Origin of the sequence: Lactobacillus equicursoris DSM 19284 = JCM 14600 = CIP 110162 (genome assembly GCF_001434815.1) — a bacterium.
Lineage (GTDB): Bacteria > Bacillota > Bacilli > Lactobacillales > Lactobacillaceae > Lactobacillus > Lactobacillus equicursoris.
In genome coordinates this window covers 1-18,086 of record NZ_AZDU01000028.1, presented here as the reverse complement: position 1 = coordinate 18,086, position 18,086 = coordinate 1, and the positions used below count along the sequence as shown (strand labels likewise).

Annotated in this window: 16 protein-coding genes and 1 riboswitch; of the genes, 10 read left to right on the top strand and 6 right to left on the bottom strand. The window is 50.0% G+C overall.

Translation table 11 applies throughout. The annotated features are described in order from the left end of the window. Window positions 1-11 precede the first annotated feature (11 nt). Together FC20_RS06380 and FC20_RS06375 are read left to right on the top strand one after the other, a co-directional pair. Window positions 12-461, top strand: a complete 450-nt coding sequence (locus FC20_RS06380) for a PTS mannitol transporter subunit IIA (RefSeq protein WP_008461978.1) — start codon at window positions 12-14, stop codon at window positions 459-461. Between the two features lie 2 nt (window positions 462-463). After that, the gene (locus FC20_RS06375) at window positions 464-1,609 is read left to right on the top strand and encodes a mannitol-1-phosphate 5-dehydrogenase (RefSeq protein WP_008461980.1); all 1,146 of its coding nucleotides are present in this window, start codon (window positions 464-466) and stop codon (window positions 1,607-1,609) included. Window positions 1,610-1,726: 117 nt separating this feature from the next. Here the strand turns inward: FC20_RS06375 and ppc are convergent, their stop codons facing one another. Both ppc and FC20_RS06365 read right to left on the bottom strand, forming a co-directional pair. After that, a complete protein-coding gene (gene ppc / locus FC20_RS06370) occupies window positions 1,727-4,456 on the bottom strand; it encodes a phosphoenolpyruvate carboxylase (RefSeq protein ID WP_008461981.1) in 2,730 nt (909 codons plus the stop codon). Window positions 4,457-4,632: 176 nt separating this feature from the next. Then, the gene (locus FC20_RS06365; protein ID WP_056945344.1) at window positions 4,633-5,574 is read right to left on the bottom strand and encodes an AEC family transporter; all 942 of its coding nucleotides are present in this window, start codon (window positions 5,572-5,574) and stop codon (window positions 4,633-4,635) included. Window positions 5,575-5,758: 184 nt separating this feature from the next. On the opposite strand from FC20_RS06365, the gene FC20_RS06360 reads away from it, so the two are divergent. Next, entirely contained in the window at window positions 5,759-7,381 is a 1,623-nt protein-coding gene (locus tag FC20_RS06360) for an ABC-F family ATP-binding cassette domain-containing protein (RefSeq protein WP_008461991.1), read from the top strand. A 53-nt stretch (window positions 7,382-7,434) separates the two neighbouring features. Here the strand turns inward: FC20_RS06360 and FC20_RS06355 are convergent, their stop codons facing one another. After that, on the bottom strand, window positions 7,435-7,824 hold the full coding sequence (locus tag FC20_RS06355) for a hypothetical protein (RefSeq protein WP_008461993.1): 390 nt from the start codon (window positions 7,822-7,824) through the stop codon (window positions 7,435-7,437). A 248-nt stretch (window positions 7,825-8,072) separates the two neighbouring features. Between FC20_RS06355 and FC20_RS06350 the strand changes: the two genes are divergently transcribed. Continuing rightward, window positions 8,073-9,662, top strand: a complete 1,590-nt coding sequence (locus FC20_RS06350; protein WP_008461994.1) for an NERD domain-containing protein — start codon at window positions 8,073-8,075, stop codon at window positions 9,660-9,662. Window positions 9,663-10,157: 495 nt separating this feature from the next. Here FC20_RS06350 and FC20_RS06340 read toward each other — a convergent pair whose 3' ends face one another. After that, window positions 10,158-11,354, bottom strand: coding sequence for an MFS transporter (locus FC20_RS06340; protein WP_008461996.1), 1,197 nt, complete (start codon window positions 11,352-11,354; stop codon window positions 10,158-10,160). Between the two features lie 119 nt (window positions 11,355-11,473). Beyond that, on the bottom strand, window positions 11,474-12,190 hold the full coding sequence (locus FC20_RS06335) for a Bax inhibitor-1/YccA family protein (RefSeq protein ID WP_056945342.1): 717 nt from the start codon (window positions 12,188-12,190) through the stop codon (window positions 11,474-11,476). Window positions 12,191-12,381: 191 nt separating this feature from the next. Between FC20_RS06335 and murI the strand changes: the two genes are divergently transcribed. The 5 genes from murI (at window position 12,382) to FC20_RS10100 (ending at window position 17,122) form a co-directional block, all read left to right on the top strand. After that, window positions 12,382-13,167: a glutamate racemase gene (gene murI / locus FC20_RS06330; protein ID WP_008462004.1), complete on the top strand. Its 786-nt coding sequence runs from the start codon at window positions 12,382-12,384 to the stop codon at window positions 13,165-13,167. 75 nt (window positions 13,168-13,242) lie between these two features. Beyond that, window positions 13,243-14,664, top strand: coding sequence for a C69 family dipeptidase (locus tag FC20_RS06325; RefSeq protein WP_008462005.1), 1,422 nt, complete (start codon window positions 13,243-13,245; stop codon window positions 14,662-14,664). 17 nt (window positions 14,665-14,681) lie between these two features. Further along, on the top strand, window positions 14,682-15,764 hold the full coding sequence (locus tag FC20_RS06320) for a M42 family metallopeptidase (RefSeq protein ID WP_008462006.1): 1,083 nt from the start codon (window positions 14,682-14,684) through the stop codon (window positions 15,762-15,764). A gap of 99 nt (window positions 15,765-15,863) precedes the next feature. Then, window positions 15,864-15,960: riboswitch (TPP riboswitch) on the top strand. 46 nt (window positions 15,961-16,006) lie between these two features. Next, window positions 16,007-16,573, top strand: a complete 567-nt coding sequence (locus tag FC20_RS06315) for an ECF transporter S component (RefSeq protein ID WP_008462007.1) — start codon at window positions 16,007-16,009, stop codon at window positions 16,571-16,573. A gap of 243 nt (window positions 16,574-16,816) precedes the next feature. Next, window positions 16,817-17,122, top strand: coding sequence for a hypothetical protein (locus FC20_RS10100; RefSeq protein WP_156402958.1), 306 nt, complete (start codon window positions 16,817-16,819; stop codon window positions 17,120-17,122). Here FC20_RS10100 and FC20_RS10355 read toward each other — a convergent pair. Then, window positions 17,105-17,401, bottom strand: coding sequence for a hypothetical protein (locus FC20_RS10355; RefSeq protein WP_156402957.1), 297 nt, complete (start codon window positions 17,399-17,401; stop codon window positions 17,105-17,107). The two genes, FC20_RS10100 and FC20_RS10355, sit on opposite strands and share 18 nt — an antisense overlap. A gap of 11 nt (window positions 17,402-17,412) precedes the next feature. On the opposite strand from FC20_RS10355, the gene FC20_RS06310 reads away from it, so the two are divergent. Then, window positions 17,413-17,910 carry a hypothetical protein gene (locus tag FC20_RS06310; RefSeq protein ID WP_056945341.1) on the top strand — a complete coding sequence of 166 codons (498 nt, stop codon included), beginning with the start codon at window positions 17,413-17,415 and terminating at the stop codon, window positions 17,908-17,910. Window positions 17,911-18,086: the final 176 nt, after the last annotated feature.

Below are 18,086 nucleotides of genomic sequence, written 5' to 3'. Positions count from 1 at the left end.
GGAAGGCAACCATGAAACTACATAAAGAAATGATCAAGCTGAATCAGGATGTAGCGACTAGAGAAGAAGCCATCCGGATGGCCGGCCAGCTTTTAGTCGATAATGGCTGCGCTGAACCGGAATACATCGACGCCATGCTGGCCCGCAATGAAGACGTGTCCACCTACATGGGCAACTTCATCGCTATTCCTCACGGCACCGATGAAGGGAAGAAATACATTAAAAAGACTGGCATCTCTGTGGTCCAGATCCCGATGGGGGTGGACTTCAGCGACCCAGATACCGATGAAGAACAGCTGGTTACCGTGGTCTTTGGTATCGCGGGACTGGGCAATGAACACTTGCAGCTTTTGTCACAGATCGCGCTGTTTTGCAGCGACGTATCCAACGTGGCCAAGCTGGCAGACGCGCAAACGCCTGAAGAGATTATCAATTTGTTAGACAAGGTAGGAGAAAATTAACAATGAGAGCAGTACACTTTGGCGCAGGTAATATTGGACGTGGCTTTATTGGGGAAACCTTAGCCGCTAACGGCTTTGGCATCGACTTTGTCGATGTGAACGAAACGATCATTGACGCCTTGGTTGAACGGGGCGAATATGACATCCAATTAGCCGCTCCTGGTCAAAAAAAGATCCACGTTTCTGGCGTAACCGGCATTAACAATGCCAAGCACCCAGAAAAGGTTGTTGAAGCCATTAAGACGACCGACATGATCACGACCGCTATCGGCCCTAAGGTATTGAAGATCATCGCTCCGCTGATTGCGGAAGGCTTGACTGCGCGGGTTAAGGAAAATCACCAGCCATTAGATGTTGTGGCTTGTGAAAACATGATTGGGGGCTCCCAATTTTTGAAAGAAGAAGTCTACAAGCACTTGGATGACAGCGTCAAGGCTGACGTTGACAAGTACGTTGGCTTCCCCAACGCCGCCGTTGACCGGATCGTGCCGATTCAGCACCATGACGATCCACTGTTTGTTTCCGTCGAAGACTTTAAGGAATGGGTTATCGATGAAAGCCAAATGAAGAACAAGGACATCCGCTTAAAGGGCGTCCACTACGCACCAGACCTGGAGCCATACATTGAAAGAAAGCTCTTCTCCGTTAACACCGGTCATGCCACTGTGGCTTACACCGGCAAGACTTTGGGCTACAGCACCATTGGCGAAGCCGTTAAGGACGACCGGGTAGTTGACCAAGTGACCCGGGTCTTGGCTGAAACCAGATCGCTGCTTTTGGCCAAGTGGGACTTCACCAAAGCAGAACTAGAAGACTACCACGCTCAAGTCATCAACCGCTTCAAAAACCCATATATTTCAGATGACATCGCCCGCGTGGGCCGGACCCCAATCCGCAAGCTCGGCTATAATGAACGCTTCATTCGCCCAATCCGGGAACTGAAGGAACGCGGGCTTGACTACAGTGCTTTGTTGGAAACGGTCGGCAAGATCTACCACTTTGACGAACCACAAGACACTGAAAGTCAAAAGCTGATGCAGATGCTGAAAGATGAGCCAGTCAAGGACGTGGTCGTTGAAACCACGGGCTTAAAGGATGACCCAGACCTAGTTAACGAAATCGTCGCTTCCATCAAGGCAGCTGACTAGTTACCATTGTCATCTTCACAATTCCTTCCATTAAATAAAAACTTAAAAACAACCAAGTAAAAAGGCAATCACAAATGTGATTGCCTTTTGTTTGTTTATTTTGTAGAGGGTTAAGCCTTAGCCCGAATTACGCAGGCCTGAAGCCACCCCGTTGATGGTGATGTGGATGATCGATTCGTAGATGCCGCTCAAGGTTTCCTTGCGCCCGCGCTTGATCATTTCCAGCTGGATGTAGTTCAAGACGTTGAAGTAAGGCATCCGGTATTCCAAGCTGCTTTCCAGAGATGGGTTGTCTTCCAAAAGCTTGCTGTGGCCTTCGATCTGCAAGATGACTTCCTTGGTCAGCTGCCATTCCTTGTAGATGATGTCAAAAACCGTCTTGGTTGCTTCGTCTTCACACAGATCTGCGTATTGCTTGGCAATTTCCATGTTAGACTTGGACAAGACCATGTCGACGTTTGACAAAAGGGAGTGGAAGAATGGCCAGCCTTGGTACATCTTTTGCAGGTCTTCCAGGTTCTTTTCATCCTTGTCGATGAAGTGCTTGAAGGCAGACCCGACGCCGTACCAGCCTGGGAACATGACCCGGCTTTGGGACCAAGAGAAGACCCAAGGAATGGCTCTAAGTCCGGAGAATTCGGTAATCTTTTTTCTGGCAGCTGGCCGCGAGCCAATATTCAAGCTGGAAACTTCCTTGATTGGGGTTGCCTGGAAGAAGTAATCCTGGAAGTGGGGGTTGTCAAAAACCAGTTCCCGGTAGACCTTGTTGGAGTCATCGACGATTTCGTCCATGGAAGCCATGAAGTCTTGCACGTGGTCTTGGCTGACGACTTGCTTGGAAACCATCCGGTCAACGGCAGCAGAAACCAGCATTTCCAGGTTGTAGTAGGCAGCGTCCTTGTTGCCGTACTTGTTTTGGATGATTTCCCCTTGTTCAGTCGTCCGGATCCGGTCCTTGATGGAGCCAAATGGCTGAGAGGTGATGGCTTCGTATGATGGGCCGCCGCCCCGGCCAACCGTGCCGCCGCGCCCGTGCATGAAGGTAATCTTGATCCCCATGTCTTCGCCGATGGCGGTCAGTTCCTTTTGCGCCTTGTACAGGCTCCAGCAAGATGCCAGGTAGCCGCCGTCCTTGTTAGAGTCGGAGTAGCCCAGCATAATTTCTTGGTAGTTGCCCTTAGAAGCGACCCAGCGCTTGACGATATCAAAGTTCAAGTAGCGCTTCATGATGGCGCGGGAGTTTTGCAGGTCTTCCACCGTTTCAAACAGCGGTACGACTTGCACCCGGGCTTTTTCACTGTCCAAGAGGCCGAATTCTTTCAGCATGATGGCTTGTTCCAGCATGTCGGAGATGCTTTCCGTGTGGGAAATGATGTGCTGCTTGATGACGTTTTCGCCCAGGGTGTCTTTCAGCTTACGAGCAGTTTGGTAGATCTTTAATTCTTTTTGCAAAAGTTCTGACTTAGGAGCAGAGCTTGAGTGCAGGCTTCTTGGGTCATTGTTTAATTCGTTTAAAAGAACTTGGATCTTTTCTTCTTCAGACAGGTCTGAGTAGTTGCCGCAGATCTTGGCGCTCTGCAAGAGCTCAGCCACGCAGGCTTCGTTGACGCTAGAGTCTTGCCGCATGTCGATGGTAGCTAGGTGGAAGCCAAAGACGTCGATAGCTTCAAGAAGGTCATCGTATTCGCCACTGGTTACGGCTCGGTCATGGTTTTGGATGAGGGAGCGCTTGATGGCTTCCAGGTCTTCTTTAAAGGCAGCAGCGTCTTTATAAGCAGGCGCTTTTTCCGCATCTGCTTCTTTGACAACGCTTGCCTTAGAAGTCTTGCCTAAAAGGTCCTTTTCCGTGTGCACCAGGCGGGATTCAATGTAGTAAAAGGCCCGCCGGTAAGGTTCATTGACTCTGAACTGGGAGTTGTCGCCGGACAATTTAGACAGTTCGGCTACTTCTGGGGTTGGCTGCACGTAGGACGTGGAGATGGAAATGGTCCGGTAGAGGCTGTTGACCGCCTTGATGTAGTAGTCAAAAATAACTTCACTTTGGATAGTCGCACTCAGGCGCAGGGTTTCAGCAGACACGTAAGGGTTGCCGTCCCGGTCGCCACCGATCCACATCCCCATGGTGATTGGCGTTGCGCCATCAACGTTCAAGCCATGCTTGGCGGCCAGCTTTTTATAGTTGGCCGTCAGCTTGGTGATGGCTGGAATCAAGGAGTCTGGGTAGTAGACCATGACGTTCTTGATTTCGTTAGCCACCTTCAGCTTCTTTTCCCGAATGATGTCGGTTTGCATGATGATTTCGATGTAGCGGCGGAGCTGGTTGGTCCACTCGTCCCGGTCGATGGTGCCGGCGGTCACGTCGCGGTAGCGGCGGAGCAGGTTGTGGATCTTGTCCGTTAATTCCAAAATGGTCTTGCGCTGCACCTGGGTTGGGTGAGCCGTCAAAACTGGGACCACGTTAACGTGGCGCAGGATTTCAGCGGCATTTTCTTTTTCGGCAACCAGGTCAACCGTTGAAGACAGTTTGCCCAGGTAGTCTTGGTGGGTGTTGTTCAGCAGGTTGACTTCGCTGGCCAGGTCAACGTCTTCAGAGATGTTGATGAGCAGCGGCAGGGTGGCAAAGTAGCGGGCAACAACGATCATTTCCTGGTTGGACAAAGCTGCAATTTGGCTTTCCAGCTGGCTATGGTCTTGGCTGGCCGCAATCTTTACCAGGCCCTTGATCTTGGCGAATTCGTCATCGCCAACTAAGTGGCGGGTGCTTTCATCGAGCAGGTCGGTTAGGATCTGGACTTCTTCAGCAATAACCTGGTGGTTACTGTTGTTTTCGAGTTTCTTAGCAGTCACGAAAAACTTCCTCTCTCCTTACTAAGTTTTATGTAATAATGCTTTTTCTATATAATACGCCTTTTTTGATAAAAAATGAACTAGCTAATCATTCGTTTCTAACTTTTTGGATAAAAGACGAACTATTTTTTCTGAATTTCGGGTCAAAAATGGGGAAAAAGCCAAAAACGTTCGGACTAGATTCCTTTTAACAGGCTGGCCAGCATGACGATGAGGGGCACGCTGACGACGCTCATCAGGGTTGACAGGCAAAGGGCCCGCATGGGGAAGGCCACGGGGCGGTTTGCCAAGAGGCTCAGCATGACGATGAAGCCGGCAACTGGTGCGGCCGCCATGATGACCACGGCTAGGTAGGCGGTGTTAGACAAAGGAAAGAGGAGCAAGATGAAGGCCAGGCAGGTGGGCATGAGGTAGTTTCTTAAAAAGCAGATCAACCAGGCCTTTTGGTCCTTGTAAAAGTCTCCCTTGATAGCGCCCAGGTTAGACCCGATCACGATCATGCTGAGAGGCGTGTTGAGGCTGGCCACGTAAGAAATGGACTTGCCGACGACCGCTGGAAAGCGGAGAGTCGCCTTAGTCAAAAAGAGGACAAAGCCGATCACGGTCGCAATAATGTTGGGGTTGAGCAGGACTTTTCTGATGGTGTCGCTGATGGGTTCGCGCTCTTGGAAGCTGGAAATGCCGTGCGACCAGATGAAGATGTTGTTTAACACTAGGATGGGCACGGCAAAGAAGGTCCCCTTGCTGCCTAAGAGTGCCTGAATGAGGGGGATGCCGATGAAGCCACAGTTGTTATAAACCATGCCAAAGGCAATCAGCTCTTTGTCAGGATCTTTTTGGATCTTGGGAATTTTTAGCAAAAACAGGCTGCAGAGGATGGGGAAGATGTAGTTGATGGACCCGGCCAAAAAGGTCATGCCAAAGTCAACAACCAGGCTTTTAGTCGCCGGCCGCTCAAAGGCGTTAATGATCAGGCAGGGCCCCACGATGTAGACCAAAATGGCGGTTAGGTCCTTGCTGGTGTCGTCGTGGATCATCCCTTTTTTCCGGCAGAAGAAGCCGATGGCCATCAGGATGAACATGATGCAGATTTGCTGCAGGGAGATGAAGAAAGTCATTTTTCCTCCTTAAGAAACAAGATTATAAAAAGATTATAACCCCGTTTTTTAAGAAAAAGAAAAATTCGCTGAAATCCAAAATAAAAACAGCGAAATAATTGAAGCCGGGCGAACTTGCTGATATACTGATTTAGTCATAATGCAAGAAAACAAATCTAATAAATAACAGAAGAGGAAGCAAGTATTGATTACTGTAACAGATTTAAGTTTACAAATCGGCTCACGGACGCTCTACAGCGACGTAAATTTGAAGTTCACGCCCGGCAACTGCTACGGCATCATCGGTGCCAACGGCGCTGGTAAGTCGACTTTCTTAAAGCTGCTTGAAGGCAAGATGGAGCCAACTACCGGTACCATTGCCATTGGCCCCAACGAAAGAATGTCCAGCCTAAACCAGGACCACTTTGCCTTTGAAGACTATTCAGTAATGGAAACGGTCATCATGGGCCACCAAAAGCTCTACCAGGTCATGCAAGACCGCGATGCCTTGTACGCCAAGACCGAATTCAGCGAAGAAGATGGCGTTAAGGCGGCAGAACTGGAAACCGAATTTGCCGAATTGGACGGCTGGAACGCGGAATCCGACGCTTCTCAGCTCCTGCAATCAATGAGCATCGGCGAAGACATGCACCAAAAGCAGATGAGCGAGCTGGCCGAAAGCGACAAGGTGAAGGTTTTGCTGGCCCAAGCCTTGTTTGGCAACCCTGACATTTTGCTGCTCGACGAACCAACCAACGGTTTGGACGTCCACACCACGGCTTGGCTGGAAAACTTTTTGGCAGATTATGAAAACATCGTCTTGGTGGTTTCCCACGACCGTCACTTCTTAAACCAGGTCTGCACCCAGATGTGTGACGTTGACCGCGGGCAAATCAAGCTCTACGTCGGCAACTACGACTTTTGGTATGAATCAAGCAAGCTGGCTACTGAACTGGCCCGCCAGCAAAATGCTAAAAAAGAAGAGCAGATCAAGCAGCTGCAAGAATTCATTGCGCGCTTCTCTGCCAACGCTTCTAAGTCTAAGCAGGCCACTTCTAGAAAGAAGCAGCTGGACAAGATTACCTTGGACGACATCCAGCCTTCTAGCCGTAAGTACCCATACATCAAGTTTGAAATGAACCGAGACCTGGGCAACGACCTGCTCCGGGTGGACAACGTTTCTTACAAGTCCGGCGATGAAGTCCTTTTGGACAATGTGTCCTTCATCATCCGGCCGGGCGACAAGGTTGCCTTTTTGTCTAGAAACACCCGGGCTACCACGGCCTTGATGGAAATCATCGCTGGGCGGCTGGAACCAGATTCTGGGACTGTCACTTGGGGGCAAACGACCAGCTTCAACTACATGTCCCGCGACCTGAACGCCAACTTTGACAATGACGAACTGTCAATTTTGGACTGGCTCCGCCAATACGCTGACAAGGAACACGACGACAACACCTTCTTGCGCGGCTTTTTGGGCCGGATGCTGTTTAGCGGGGATGAAATTGAGAAGCAGATCAAGGTCTTGTCCGGGGGCGAAAAGGTTCGCTGCCAATTGTCCCGCATGATGCTGGAAGCTGCCAACGTCTTGGTCATGGATGACCCAACCAACCACTTGGACCTGGAATCCATCACCGCTTTGAACGAAGCCATGGAAAACTACCCAGGCTCCATCCTGTTTACCTCTCACGACCACGAATTCATTCAAACCATTGCCAACCACATTATCGAAGTTGGTCCTAAAGGCGTCGTTGCCCGGGCTGACATCAGCTACGACGACTTCTTGGCTCACCCAACAGTGCAAGAGCAGGTAGCTGCGATTTATTAGTTAAGATGAAAAAAGTCCTGACCGCTATGTGCGGTCAGGACTTTTTTGCTTTTTTAAATTAACCGGGCGATGGTGATGATGAACAAGGATAAGAGGTTGAGGCCGAGCAAGCTGGATGCGATTGTCACTGGGGCGATCATCAGCCCGGCCGTCAAGAGCAGCAAGACGGCGATGGCCATCAAGGCAGCGTGTTCGCCAATCTTGTTGATGTCAAGGGCCAGCCAGCCTTCAAAGAGGAGGCTGACCAGGAAAAGGCCAGTGCCAAAGATGGTTGGCATCATGGCGGTTACGCCTACCAGGCTGGCGGAGTAGATTAGGTCAGCCAAGTGGACGAAGGACAAGATGGCTAAAAAGATGCTGATGCACAGGGCTGCGACCTGCATCACGCGAATGACGAACTTCAACTGATTCACCTCACTGTTTGAGTGACGATATGCTTCCATTTTTATAGCCTCACTTAGATTGATTACAGTACTTTTTTATCTTTCGCTTAGAGTATAAAGCATCAAATCTATTTGAGCAAATCAATAAAAGAAGTTGAAACTAGCTATCATTTTCTAACTTTTTTACCAGGATAGTTTTACACTTTTGCCAAACTGTAACCATTTTGACTTTTCCACAACTTTTTTCGGTAAAATTCCGATTTTTAGCGTAATAACAAGTAGAGGCACTTTTTTCGGAGGTGATTTTTATGAAAAAAGCCTTGATAAATAACTGGTTTAGTTTGGGCGCGGACAATGGCGCGGCAGTTAGCTCGGCAATCGCGGCCGAGCAGCTGGTCAACCCGGACTATGACCGTTCACGGCAGCTGTCGTGCGAAAATGCCGCAGGCTTGCGCTGGGTCAACGGTGTCTTGAAGCAGGCTGGCGACTTTTTGGGGCCGGTTTTAACGCAGGCCCAGCTGGAGCATACGGAAAACTTGCTAGCCGGGGATGCCGGCGAGCAGGAGGTCAGGCAGCTAGTTTGCAAGCTGCGCGGCTCGTCTTTTGTGGACCAGCACGATGTCCTTTTGCCCTATGAGTACGGTGAGCCGGGCCGGCGGACTTTTGCCAACCAGATCGACAGCTTGGTAATCTGCAGCAGCGGCATTTACTGCTTGGAGGTGAAGACCCGGAATGTGAAAGGGACTGTGTTTGACTTCCAGGACCTGGCGCCTGGCATTTACGATCAGATCAGCTACCACCAAGCTGCAGTGCAAGCGGCTCTAGAAGCGGCCGGCTGCGCGGTCGACCCCAATTTGATCAAAAGCATCGTTGTGGTCGTGGACCGCGGCGGCAAGCCCAAGCTGACTTTTAAAAATCAGCAGTTCTTGGTGGAGCATGGCGCGCGGGTGGTCGGGCTAGACGGGCCGAGCCATCTGCTCAGCAGGGGCTTTGACAAGTGCTGGCTTTCAGTTAGCGATGTGCAAAATCTGGAGCGGTTGATCTTGGCGCGCCGCCTGCGCGATCCGCGGTATTACTCGGAGAACGTCTGCTTTAACCTGACGCCGGGATTGCTGAACCAGGTCCGGCTGCTGGACATGGAGCACCGCTTTGGCGTGCCGGTTGAGCAGAACGTGACCTACAATGCGGCCTTGAACGATCTGTCTATGGCGGGTCTGAGCGGCAGTCAGCAGAACTTTTTCTGGCTGATCGTCGGGCAGCTGTTTCGTAATGCTGGTCAGCCGGTCGTGTTGACCGCGCGCGAGCTGAAAAAGATGGGGGATTATCGGAGCAATGAGGTGAACCAGTTTAATAAGGCAATGTCAGGTTTAGCTGCGGTGATGTGGACTATGCCATTTTTTGCGAGCGCGGAATATGAGTCGAGGAAACTGGCAGTCACGTTAAAGAGACAATACGTGCCTACTTTTTCTATGTATTCATCAGAAAGCATCTCGTGGAATAATCTTTTATTTAGAAAGATTGGAAATAAATTTGGCAAGACTTTGTTTAGAAAACTAGTTCAGTGTGCAAATGACGGGTATTGCGCGCTACCAATTCAAGATCTTCGACATTTATTGGGTGTGCCAAAAGGCTATCGGAATAATCAGATTTTGAAACAGATCGATGATTCTATGATATATCTAGCTCCATTTTTTGAAAACTTGGGATATCGGATCGAACGTGGGAAGTCTCGGCGGATTATAGGAATTAACTTTAGTTTCAAACGCTGCAATCCACGATTCCTGCTATCTTTAGAGCACGAAGAGAAGTATTTGCGGAATATTGCTACAAATTCGTGTTTGACACCGCCAGATAAGAAGCATGCGAAGGAGATTTTTATTAAAAATTATCTGAGATAGATGGTCTTGATGGGTTAGATTCCCAAAACTATGCAACACTTAAAAAAAGTATCCCAAAACTATGCAACACTCCTAAAAAACATCCCAAAATTCTGCATCACTACTAAAAAATGAGCAAAAACTCCATTGCAGGCAAAATATTATGTTAACTAAAATGATCATTTTGGATTTCTGAGAAAATTCTAGTGGTTAGATTGATATTTTTAAGCAAGATTTTGCTAAAAAGTTGAAGTGTTGCATAGAATTGGGATGTTATTTTAGAGTGATGCAGAAAATTGGGATCTTTTTCTGGAGTCATGCAGAAAAAAGGGATTCTGACCTCGGATGCAGCATCGAAATTAGGAAATTTCACCGAGGGGGCTTTTTTTAAAAAATCCCCAAGTAAAAATACTTCCTCCAAGCAGTCCACAGTTCTCTTGCCAAGCCCCAAAGACCCCCACCGCGCCCAAAAAAGTCCAAGATCCCGCAGGATCTTGGACTTTCGTCATCTAAAAACTAAATATTGCGTAAAATGTTGACCCGGTACAAAAGCAGGTTCAGCACCACGATCATGCTCGTTACCAAGAAGACAGCGCTATAGCCAAAGTGGGCAGAGACCGTCGACCCGATCAAGGGACCAAAAATATTGCCGATATACATGGCGCTTTGATTCCAGCTGAATACCCGGCTGGTCAGCTGCCGCGGGCTGTACTTGGTCAGCATGGTCTGCACCTGCGGGAAGAGGCAGGCGTCGGTAAAGCCGATCAAAAAGCGGCAGATGCCCAGCTCAACCGTGTTCCGGACAAAGGCGGTCAAGAAGAAGAGGATGATGGACCCGATCAGCCCGCCCAAAATAATCTTGTGAGTTCCGATCCGGTCGCCCAGCCCCCCGAAGTAAGAGGCAGCTGCCACGGTCGCGATCCCCGGCAAGGCGGCGATGACCCCGCTGACGAAGACGACCTGGCCGGCGCCGTGCATCAAGCTCCGCACGTACAAGGAGACGATCGGGTTAATCGAGTTGTTAGCCGCCTGGATGATCAAGGTGGTGAGCAGCAGCCCCACAATCAGCTGGCCGCTCTTAAACTGCTTGATAGTGTCCTTGAAATTGCCCCGCTCCTCGCTTTTGATCGGCACGAAGTCATCTTCATGGATAAAAAGAATCGATAAAACAAAGCAGGTAAAGAGCAGGGCACCGGTGATGAAGAAGGTCACCCGGTAGCTGAAGACTTGGGAGAGTGCCCCGCCGGCAAAAGGCCCCAGCAGCTGCCCGCCGGTCGTGCAGGAACTCATGATGCCAAGAGCCTTGCCACTCTTGTGCTTGGGCGTTTCGGCCGCCACCAAGGCATTAGAGTTAGAGATAAAGCCGGCAAAAACCCCCTGCATCCCCCGCAAGAAGAGCAGCTGCCAGACATTTTGAGCAACCCCCATCAAGGTGAAGACGATGGCCATGCCCAGGGAAGCCCGCAGGATCATTGGTTTGCGGCCCTTTTTGTCAGCCAGCTTGCCCCAGATCGGCGATACCAGCGCGGCAACCACGTAAACGGCTGAGAAGACGGTCCCGGACCAAAAACTCAGCTCCTGATGGGTAAACTTGCCCAGGGTGTCGATGTATAGCGACAAGAATGGCGTGATTTCTGAGAAGGCGATTCCGGCTAAAAAGACGCTGACAGCCGAAACGCGCAGGTTTTTTTTCCATACGGGCGTTTTTTCCACTTTAAGACCTTCTTTACATAATCCCAATATTTTTTTACATCTAGTTAACCTTACACCCGGTAAAAAATTAGTCAAGAAAAAAGGCTATCTTTAAAGAAGATAGCCTTTTCACCTAAGTATTAACGGTCGTCGCTTAACATGCCAAAAATTTGCAAGAGCTCGATAAAGAGGTTGAGGAAGTCCAGGTAGAGGGTCAAGGCGCCATTTACGGCCAGACCCAGTTCTGGTACCTGGCTGCCGTATTCCAGGTAAATTTGCTTCATCTTTTGGGCGTCATAAGCAGTCAGGGCGGTGAAGATGACCACGCCGATGATGGAGAAGACGAAGGTGGCAGCACTGCTTCTTAAGAAGACATTAACCAGACTGGCCACGATCAAGCCCCAGAGGGCGGCGGAAGCGTAAGCGCCAAAGTTGTCTAGGTTCTTCTTGGTCACGCTCCCGTAAAGAGCCATGCCGACAAAGACTGCGGCGGCGCTGACAAAGGCCCCGCCGATTTGGGCGCCGGTGTAGACGTAGGCGATCGGCGCTAAGGTCAAGCCGTAGACCACCGCCATCAGCATTAGTAAAAAGAAGCTAGTGGTTGGCTTGCGGGTGGCCTGGAAGCTGATCCCTAGGCAAAGGCCGACAGGGACGAACATCAAAATCCACAAAACGGCTGGCCGGCCGGCGACTAAACTCAGGTAGCTCTTAGCAAAAACGGTCGTGGCCAGGTAGGCAGTCAAGGCTGATACGAGGACCGCCAAGCCCATGATGGAATACATTTTGGTTAAAAAGCCGTTCAGGGCGGTCACGTCAACGACGTGGCGGCGCTCTGGCTCAGGTTGTGCATTAAACATTTTTCATTCTCTTTTCTATTTTTGCTTCGTGAATATAACATTATCACAGCCTAGGGGAAAAGCAAGCTAAAGGCTTTTTAAAAGCAAAAACATAAGAAAAACGTAAGAATTTTGCCGGGAGCCAGGCTTAGCCGTTGAAGAAAGCGGGTGAAAAGTTCAAAATAGATAACTAGATAGTTAAGGAGGCAAACATGCAAGAAAAATTTGACGATCGACCAATTGGCGTTTTTGACTCAGGCCAAGGCGGCCTTACCGTGTTAAGCCGCCTGGTTGACCTCATGCCAAACGAGGACTACGTCTTTTATGGCGATTCAGCCCATGCTCCTTATGGGGTCAAGACGCCCGAAGAAGTTTACCAGTTGACCAAGCAGGTCATTGATGAATTGATTAAAAAAGATCACGTAAAGGCCGTGATGATCGCCTGCAACACGGCGACCAGCGTCGCTGCGGACCGCCTGCGCCGGGAATACGACCTGCCAATTATCGGTATCGAGCCAGCGGTTAAGCCCGCCGTTCAAGAAAACGCCGGGACAGTCGTCGCGATGGCGACGCCGCTGACCTTAAAGGCGCCGAAGTTTAACGATTTAGCCGCTAAATATGCCAAAAAGGATCAGGTAGTCAAGGTGCCGGCGCCCAAATTGGTAGAGCTGGTAGAAGACGGGCAAATGGATACCCCAGCCGTCTACGATTACCTGCATGGCTTGCTCGACCCTTACGCTGGCCAAACGGACGGCGTGGTCTTGGGCTGCACCCACTTTCCTTTTGCCAAAAAGGCTATCAAGAACATTTTAGGGCCTAAGACCAAGGTCTACGACGGGGCCATTGGGGCGGCTGAAGAAGTCAAAAGGCAGCTGGCTAAGCGGGGCGAATTAACCGATCGCACCGAGCCAGGCGAAATCAGCTTTAAAAATAGCAAGCCAGGTGCCGGGAAGCTGAGCCAAAAGCTTTTTCAGATTTACCGGCAAGATTGCCAATAATTCCGGGCTATCAGGCTAATTCTTTGCTAGAATTGACTTAGTAAGTAGAAGTTTTTTCAATAGATAGGAGACACCATGCAAAAACCAGCAGAATGTACCACCATCTTGGTGGGTAAAGACGCCACCATTGACGGCTCAACCATGATCGCTAGAAGCGAAGACGGCGGCAGCACCATCATCCCTGAAGCCTTCATTACCGTGAACCCAGAAGACCAGCCAAAGCACTACCAAAGCGTGATCAGCAAGCAAAAGATTGACGACGAAGACTTGCTGCCAAACCCAATGCGCTACACTAGCGCCCCAGATGCCTCTGGCAAGCACGGTGTATGGGCCGCAGCCGGCATCAACGAAGCAACCGTTGCCATGACTGCAACTGAAACCATCACCACCAACTCCCGCATCCAAGGGATTGACCCACTGCTTGAAGAAGGGGGCCTGGGCGAAGAAGACTTCGTAACCCTGACTCTGCCTTACATCAAGTCCGCCCGTGAAGGCGTTAAGCGCCTGGGCTACCTGGTGGAAAAGTACGGCACTTATGAAATGAACGGGTCCGCCTTTGCTGACCACGACGAAGTTTGGTACATCGAAACCATCGGCGGCCACCACTGGGCTGCTCGCCGGATTCCAGACGATGCCTATGTAGCAGCGCCAAACCGCCTGAACATCGACTTCTTCGACTTTAAGGACGAAGAAAACTTCATGTGCTCAAGCGACCTCCTCGACTTGATCGAAAAGTACCACCTGAACCCTGACTACCAAGGCTACAACCTCCGTCACATTTTTGGCTCATCAACCATCAAGGATGCTCACTACAACAACCCTCGTGCTTGGTACATCCACCGCTACTTTGACCCAGAATGGGAAGGCACGCCAGCTGACCAAGACCAGCCTTTCATCACTTACGCTAAGAAAAAGATTTCTCCAGAAGACATCAAGTTCCTGGAAAGCTCCCACTACCAAGACACCCCATACGATGTCTACTCAACCACCAATACCGATGCTGAGAAAAAGCTTTTTAGACCAATCGGCATCAACCGGAACTTTGAAACCCATATCTTGCAGATCAGAAACGATGTGCCAGAAGGCTTGGCCGGCGTACAGTGGCTGGCCTTTGGCCCGAACACCTTCAACGTCTTTGTGCCATTCTACACGAATGTGACGACGACGCCAGCTTCCTTCCAGACTGGTCCAAAGTTTGACCTGTCAAAAATTTTCTGGGTCAACAAGCTGAACGCCCAGCTCGGCGACACCAACTACAAGGTTTACTCAGCCTTGGAACAAGCCTTTGAAGAAAAGACCATGGCTAAGCTGCGCAAGATCGAAAATGAAACCGACGAAGCTGCCAAGAACTTGACGGGCAAGGACCTGCAAGAAAAGCTGGAAGAAGCCAACCAGAAGATGGCTGACCTAACCTACAAGGCTTCCGTTGACTTGACCGGGGAAATGGTGGAAACTGGCCACGGCTTGATGAAGCTGAAGTACGACTTGTTAGACTAATTTTTTAGGGGAGAAAAATGGAGAAACAAGCAGAAATCGAGATGCTGAAGGCTTTTTCCAATGCCAATGCCACATCTGGCTTTGAAAATGAATTCGTGGATCTCTTTAGTAAAACGGTCAAGGACTACGCCGATGTCGAAGTCGACGGGATGCTGAACGTTTACGCCTCTAAAAAAGAAAACACGGGCAAGCGGCCCGTCATCCAGCTAGATGCCCACTCAGACGCGGTCGGCTTTTTGACCCAGGCGATCCGGCCAAACGGCTTGATCAAGTTCGTGACCCTGGGCGGCTGGAACAATGTTATTTTGCCTGGCCTCAAGGTCAAGGTGCGTAGCCGTGCCGGCGAATACATTCCGGGCGTAATCGCCTTGAAGCCGCCGCACTTTATGAGCGAGGCTGAGCGCAATTCCGTGCCAAAGGTGGCCGACTTGTCTATCGACGTTGGCTCTAGCAGCCGGGAAGAGACCATCAAGGACTATCAAATCGACACAGGCTGCCCGATCTTCGTCGATGCCGAGTGTCAGTACAATGAAAAAACGGGCCTCTTTTTTGGCAAGGACTTTGACGACCGCTTCGGCGCTGCTGCCATGGCGGATGTCTTGGAAAATCTCAAGGGTGAAGAGGTCAACTTCGATGTCGTTGCGGCCTTGTCTAGCCAAGAAGAAGTTGGCCTGCGCGGGGCCTATGTCACGGCCCGCAAGGTTAAGCCCGACCTGTGCCTGGTTTTGGAAAGCTGCCCGGCCGACGACACCTTTGAACCGGAATGGCTGTCCCAAACGGGCCTCAAGCGTGGTCCGATGCTCCGTGACATGGACGTAACCTTTTTGCCAAACCCAGCCTTCCAGCAATATGCCTGCGACTTGGCTGACAAAAATGGCATTCCTTACACCCGGTCTGTCAGAACGGGCGGAGGCCAAGACGGCGCGGCTATCTACTACGAAAACGGCGCGCCAACCATCGTCATCGGGATTCCGGTCCGCTACGAGCACTCACCGTACTGCTTCAGCGCCTACCATGACTACAAGGCAGCGGTTGACCTGGCCTTGGCCATCATCCGGGACATCGATGAAGAAAAATTAGCTTCCTTTAAGCAATTTTAGTTAGTAAAAAACTTTTTATTAATTTAGTTTAGTTAATAAAAAATCTTGTATCCGTTCGCAATTAATGCTACAATGTAGGTTGTCAAATCAAATAACGAACTAAGCCACTAGGGGTGCGAAAGCTGAGATGACGAAAGTCGACCCTTTGAACCTGAACAAGGTAATTCTTGCGTAAGGGAAGTGCAATTACAAGGATTGTGAAGCTCCTAGCCGGCTAGTGATAGTTGGATGGGAGTTTTTTTATGTTAAAAAGAGAAGGAAAATGGAATGTAAAAGCGGTTATCTTGATCGCCTTGATCGGGATTATCATGGGGGTTGTCTACACCTATGTTTTTAATCCACTCTACAACTCAACCAAGTTCGCTTTGAACTTCGTGGGCTTGGGACCTTTGGCTGACGAAATCTATTCTGGCCTTTGGTACATGGCGGCACCGCTTGCGATGTACTTCGTGCCAACCATCGGGTCAGGCTTGATTGGTGAAACCCTAGCAGCCACGGTTGAAATGGCCTTTGGTGGCCAGTGGGGGGCCTTGACTATTATCGAAGGGGCTGTGCAAGGCGCCTTTAACGAAATTGGCTTTTTCCCGAAAAAGGAACGCTACGACCGCTACAGCTGGACCAGCCTGATCATTGGTGCCATCTGCTGCCACATTGCGGCCTTTGTAATGTGCTACTTCCTGTACGGCTGGAGCGCTTATAAGCCAGTTTTGCTGATCGAAATGTTCATCGCTGGGCTGATCTCTTCAGTCGTTTTCGATGCCGTGCTGGTCAAGCTGATCACCAAGTTGTTTGACAAGGCTATGGCCTAGTTAGGTACAAAGCCGCGCTTTCGAGCGCGGCTTTTTTATTTTGGTCTGGGTGGTGCGGCGCCGGTGTGGCTGGAGGTGCTGTGGCGTTGGCGGTGCGCCCCCAAAGTATGTCAACCGGTATGGATTTTGGTGAAATACGCCCCCGAAGCATGTCAACCGGTATGGATTTTGGTAAAAATCGCCCCCAAAGTATGTCAACCGGTATAGATTTTGGTGAAATACGCCCTCAAAGTATGTCAACCGGTGTGGAATTTTGGCAAATTTTGCCCCCAAAGTATGTCAACCGGTGTGGATTTTGGCGAATTTTGCCCCCGAAGTATGTCAACCGGTATGGATTTTGGCGAAATTTGCCCCCGAAGTATGTCAACCAGTGTGGGATTTGGTAAAAATCCCCCCAAAAGTATGTCAACTGGGTCGATTTTTGGCGAAATTTGCCCCCAAAGTATGTCAACCGGTATGGATTTTGGCAAAATTTGCCCCCAAAGTATGTCAACCGGGTCGATTTTTGGCGAAAAACGCCCCCAAAGTATGTCAACCAAAATCGGTTGAGTCAAAACGGGGGCGAAAAAAGTGAAAAAGCTGCCTGGTTGAGTCAAATCGGGGTCGAAAAAGCGACAAAACGATCCCGGTTGAGTCAACTTGGGGGCGAAAGAGCGACAAAACGAGCCCGGTTGAGTCAAAAGGGGGGCGAAAAATCGTCAAAACGAGTCCGGTTGAGTCAAAACGGGGGCGAAAAATCGTCAAAACGGAGTCGGTTGAGTCAACTTGGGGGCGAAAAAGCGTCAAAATGAGTTCGGTTGAGTCAAAAGGGGGGCGAAAAAGCGACAAAACGATCCCGGTTGAGTCAAAAGGGGGGCGAAAAAAGTGAAAAAGCTGCCCGGTTGAGTCAAAACGGGGGCGAAAAAAGTGAAAAAGCTGCCCGGTTGAGTCAAAACGGGGGCGAAAAAAGTGAAAAAGCTGCCCGGTTGAGTCAAAACGGGGGCGAAAAAAGTGAAAAAGCTGCCCGGTTGAGTCAAAACGGGGGCGAAAAAAGTGAAAAAGCTGCCCGGTTGAGTCAAAACGGGGGCGAAAAAAGTGAAAAAGCTGCCCGGTTGAGTCAAAACGGGGGCGAAAAAAGTGAAAAAGCTGCCCGGTTGAGTCAAAACGGGGGCGAAAAAAGTGAAAAAGCTGCCCGGTTGAGTCAAAACGGGGGCGAAAAAAGTGAAAAAGCTGCCCGGTTGAGTCAAAACGGGGGCGAAAAAGCGTTAAAACGAGCCCGGCTGAGTCAAATTGGGGGCGAAAAAAGTGAAAAAGCTGCCCGGTTGAGTCAAAACAGGGGAGGGATGCACACAGACTGACTCAAGTAATCGAATGAACGTCCCGAAATTTACTCAACTAGACCCTTTTTTAGAAAAAAGCTGCACAAAATCCTACTCAAGTAATCCAAGCCGTGGCCCAAAACTTACTCAACTGGCAACCGATCGACCTCAGTTGAGTAAGATTATGAGCAGCTTTTGCCACAGTTGAGTAAGAT